General features: G+C 57.8%; 6 protein-coding genes. 3 read left to right on the plus strand and 3 right to left on the minus strand.

The window, feature by feature from the left end; genetic code table 11:
- Nucleotides 1–133: 133 nt before the first annotated feature.
- Both ASD00_RS39870 and ASD00_RS40885 read right to left on the minus strand, forming a co-directional pair.
- On the minus strand, nucleotides 134–400 hold the full coding sequence (locus ASD00_RS39870) for a hypothetical protein (RefSeq protein WP_057206260.1): 267 nt from the start codon (nucleotides 398–400) through the stop codon (nucleotides 134–136).
- A gap of 554 nt (nucleotides 401–954) precedes the next feature.
- On the minus strand, nucleotides 955–1,128 hold the full coding sequence (locus ASD00_RS40885) for a hypothetical protein (RefSeq protein WP_164474905.1): 174 nt from the start codon (nucleotides 1,126–1,128) through the stop codon (nucleotides 955–957).
- Nucleotides 1,129–1,191: 63 nt separating this feature from the next.
- Here ASD00_RS40885 and ASD00_RS39875 point away from each other — a divergent pair, with 63 nt between their 5' ends.
- Nucleotides 1,192–1,359: a hypothetical protein gene (locus ASD00_RS39875; protein ID WP_156585520.1), complete on the plus strand. Its 168-nt coding sequence runs from the start codon at nucleotides 1,192–1,194 to the stop codon at nucleotides 1,357–1,359.
- A gap of 177 nt (nucleotides 1,360–1,536) precedes the next feature.
- Here the strand turns inward: ASD00_RS39875 and ASD00_RS42275 are convergent, their stop codons facing one another.
- Nucleotides 1,537–1,671: a hypothetical protein gene (locus ASD00_RS42275; protein ID WP_255569934.1), complete on the minus strand. Its 135-nt coding sequence runs from the start codon at nucleotides 1,669–1,671 to the stop codon at nucleotides 1,537–1,539.
- Between the two features lie 687 nt (nucleotides 1,672–2,358).
- On the opposite strand from ASD00_RS42275, the gene ASD00_RS09620 reads away from it, so the two are divergent.
- Both ASD00_RS09620 and ASD00_RS09625 read left to right on the plus strand, forming a co-directional pair.
- Nucleotides 2,359–2,853, plus strand: a complete 495-nt coding sequence (locus tag ASD00_RS09620) for a ferritin-like domain-containing protein (RefSeq protein ID WP_057206269.1) — start codon at nucleotides 2,359–2,361, stop codon at nucleotides 2,851–2,853.
- Nucleotides 2,854–3,178: 325 nt separating this feature from the next.
- Nucleotides 3,179–3,424, plus strand: a complete 246-nt coding sequence (locus tag ASD00_RS09625) for a hypothetical protein (RefSeq protein ID WP_057206271.1) — start codon at nucleotides 3,179–3,181, stop codon at nucleotides 3,422–3,424.
- Nucleotides 3,425–3,482: the final 58 nt, after the last annotated feature.

Genomic DNA, 3,482 nt, shown 5'->3' on the forward strand with positions numbered 1-3,482 from the left:
CTCCTGGCATTGCTCCTGGCATTGCAGGTCACGATCGGGGTGAGATTTCGGATGTCTAGGCCCGGCGATTTTCGGCATGGCGTTTCCTCCTGCAGAAGATGTTAGGGCGGTCATTTCTTTCTGCAAGGCTTCGCTAATTTAACGACTCGCCTTCGATCTTAACGCGCCTGTCAGTCCAGCCGCGCCGATAGGCCTCGTCGAGCACGTCGCGCCACATGTCGTCATCGGTCCTGTTGACCCAATTTGCTTGAGCAAGCAGGAAGACGGCCAGCAGGTAAACCTCACGAAGCTCGTCGACGCCCAGACGGTGACGCCGTACATGCAGGCCCACTACGGCACGGGTGACTGCCAGTCGGAAACGGAACCGACGCGAACCATCACGAAGGACCGTGATGGTCATGTCGAGGCGACCGTCACTGCGCCGCCGTTCACGCTACGGTAGGCTGAGCGGGCTCGCGAGGTCGCCAATTTCATGCGGGCACACGGGCTTTCGGGACGATCGCGAGTTCGTCACGGTCGAGGTCTCGGGCGCTACCTTCGTCATCGTCGATATCGCCATGCGGATGCTGACGCCGCGGGAGGGGCCTTCCCACCGGATTGCGTCCTCGCCGGTGCTCATGACTATCAGGCTTGGGGTCGGTCTGGCGCTTGTTTTCCAAATCCGTGCAGGTGTCCTGCGTCGGCAACTCCGTGTCGCCCCCGGTCGCGTGCGCGCTCGTCCCCGCGCATTGCGCTGTACCTGGCAGTGCAGAAGGGCGCCGCATGAAAATCACCTACGCCGAACTCATTGAATAGGCCGAAGCACAAAAGCGCCAGAAGTTCACTGGTTGGATGACCAGGCTCGCGCTCCAAGTTCCCGCGCCCCGACGCTGAGATAGAAAACAAGATGCGGGACATCGCCATGCTCGACGCCGTCAGCAGCATCTTCAAGGCGAGGGCGGCTGCATGACGATGCTATTTCAGGTGCTTTGGCGGCTTGTCATTTTCATCCGGATTCGGGTTGGGAATCTCGTCGGGAAGGACGTCAGGCTCGGGTTCCTCAATCGGTGGCTGAGGCAGGTCCGGCGGCAGGCCTGGCGGCAGCTCTGGAGGGGGCTTTGGGATCGGTTCCGTAGGTATCGTGCTCATGGTGGACTCCTTTCGGAGGCCAACTAATCCCGCGCCGTTTTTGTTCCGCGAGGGAGACGAAGCGTGACGGTAGTTGCATCCAACTACAACCGGGTCGAGAACGATCTCTACCAGACGGAACCATGGGGCACCGAGCTTCTCGAGCGCTTCCCTGGTGGATGGTCTCGACGTTTTCCGGCGGCAGGAAACCACCCCATGGCCGATGTTCTGGCAGAGCAAGCCGCGTGGTGAACACGTCTGACATAGCCCTACGGTCGCCAGCATGACGAGATTTTCGACTTCCTGAAGCCTTATGGGTCTTGGGCGATTTCGGACGCCGTCATCACCAACCGCCCTACGGCGAGGGGAGCCGTGACGCCCGCCTTTTCGCCGGGTATGCGCTGCCCCGTTGCAAGGGCGCTGGTCGCTTTACTCGAGGCGATGCCTGGTGTCGCTGGCATCAAAGCCGTCGATGGTCGCCCTCTTGCGATCGATATCATGGATATCCTCAAGGTAAGGGCGGCCGAGGCCGACGCTGAGGTCGAGTTTGACCGCAGGTCTCACGGCTTGCGCGTCAGATTCTGCGCAATAATTCGAAGACAGATCCTCAGGGCGGCCGACGCCCTTTCCCATTCACTTGCTGTACGTGGTCTTCCGCTTCTATTCTGTCCACTTGAGTTATCCTCGGAGGTAACGCCGCGGCTTCGTTGGAGGCCAGCTGCCAGTTCGATCTGGTAGGTTGCTTTCTCGCCGCGAGCGATGCCACCCCGGCGATAATGAACTTCATTGGTAGTCTTCTAGGTTCGAACCACCCGCCAAGGATGCGGGAGTCTTGGCCTAGGACTATGGACGAACCAGTGACATACGGCAGGTGTCGTATTTCCACGGTTCAACGGTACCTGACACCCCGAAATGGTTACGAACTTGTTTGGAACACATTGGCCCCCTATATACCCGCCATCGGCATTGGTTATGAGCGCTGAAAGTTTCGCCGCTCGCAAATGCCTCGTCGCTTTAGACTTTTGACCACGGATGTACTGGCACTGGTTGGTAAGCGATGATGAGGAAGGTCGGTGCGGTTTCGCCCCGGCCTTTTTTCTTGCATAAAGACGAGCTCTTCCGTTTCCTTGATATTCGTGCGGACCCCTTGCGGCCCGTCGTCCGCGTGTTCGGTATTTTAGACACACGAACTGGAACGATTCCGCCGCAGGAAGCTTTCTCCCCTGCATTCATTTGCCAAGGAGAGAATTGATGAAATCGCTGGCTGATATTTTCGAACATACGCTGCAGGATGTTTATTTCGCTGAGAACGCCATCACTAGGGCGCTTCCAAAGGTCGCAAAGGCCGCGAATAACGCGGATCTCAAGAAGGCGGCCGAGGAGCATCTTTCGGAAACGAAAGAGCAGATCAAGAAGTTGGAGCAGGTCTTCAAGTCAATCGGCAAGACGGCATCCGGCGAAAAATGCGACGCCATCGAGGGTCTCATCAAGGAGGCCGACGGTTTGATGAAAGAGGCGGAAGGGACCGCGCTGGACGCGGGACTTCTGGCCGCTTGCCAAGCTGTCGAGCACTACGAGATCGCCCGCTATGGCTCGCTTCGTGAATGGGCCAAGGACCTCGGCCATGATGAGGCGCACAAGCTTCTTAGCGAGATCCTCGACCAGGAGAAAGCGACGAACAACAAGCTCACCAACTTGGCGGTCACATCGATTAACAAGACCTCGGCGCGTTCCAAGGCTGCATAGCAAAACAAGGGCGGCACTGACCGCCCTTTTTCCATTTCATATTCAGCGCCATTGGTAGTGGCGAGACCTTTTCCTCCCGCCGGAGAGGTGGATGAATCCGGTAACAATTTCCGCAGGCAGGGCAAATGGTAAGCCGCGTGCGAAGAACCGGGATCAATTCCCGGGTCTGCAATCAGATAGCCGCTTAGTCGGCAATAGAGCAAGAGTCGGAGCGACTATAGCTCCGGCCCCCGCCAGACGGTAAACAAGCTGGTGGGGCACCAATGAAATTAGCGGCTTCGGTCGCCTTTTTCCGCGCCGGCGACGTGAGTGAGCACGAGGCGTCATGATGCAATTTCACGCAGGCAAATGCCCGAGCTGTCATAACGGCCGGCTCTTTCTCTTTCGCGAGAGCGAAACCGGAGATGTCTACGGACACTGCGAGGAGTGCGAGCAGGGTTATCGATCGCCAGAAGAAATCGAGGGCAAAAGCGGGTTTCTAACGCTACTCAACGATTCCGATGCCGAATGGGCGACCGAGGATGAAATATCTGTAAGCGCGAATTTCCCCGCACCTTCTGTGATTGAGTGAGCTTTGGCATGAGGTGTCCACCTAAAAGAGGTGGACACCAAATGATGGAAGAAGGTCA

It is taken from the genome of Ensifer sp. Root31 (assembly GCF_001424825.1).
GTDB classification, from domain to species: domain Bacteria; phylum Pseudomonadota; class Alphaproteobacteria; order Rhizobiales; family Rhizobiaceae; genus Ensifer; species Ensifer canadensis.

Bases quoted from the DNA above. Each gene is read 5' to 3' on its own strand.
- ASD00_RS40885 (WP_164474905.1), bottom strand. From the start codon at position 1,128: ATGAGCACGATACCTACGGAACCGATCCCAAAGCCCCCTCCAGAGCTG.
- ASD00_RS09625 (WP_057206271.1), top strand. From the start codon at position 3,179: ATGATGCAATTTCACGCAGGCAAATGCCCGAGCTGTCATAACGGCCGG.
- ASD00_RS09620 (WP_057206269.1), top strand. From the start codon at position 2,359: ATGAAATCGCTGGCTGATATTTTCGAACATACGCTGCAGGATGTTTAT.
- ASD00_RS39870 (WP_057206260.1), bottom strand. From the start codon at position 400: ATGACCATCACGGTCCTTCGTGATGGTTCGCGTCGGTTCCGTTTCCGA.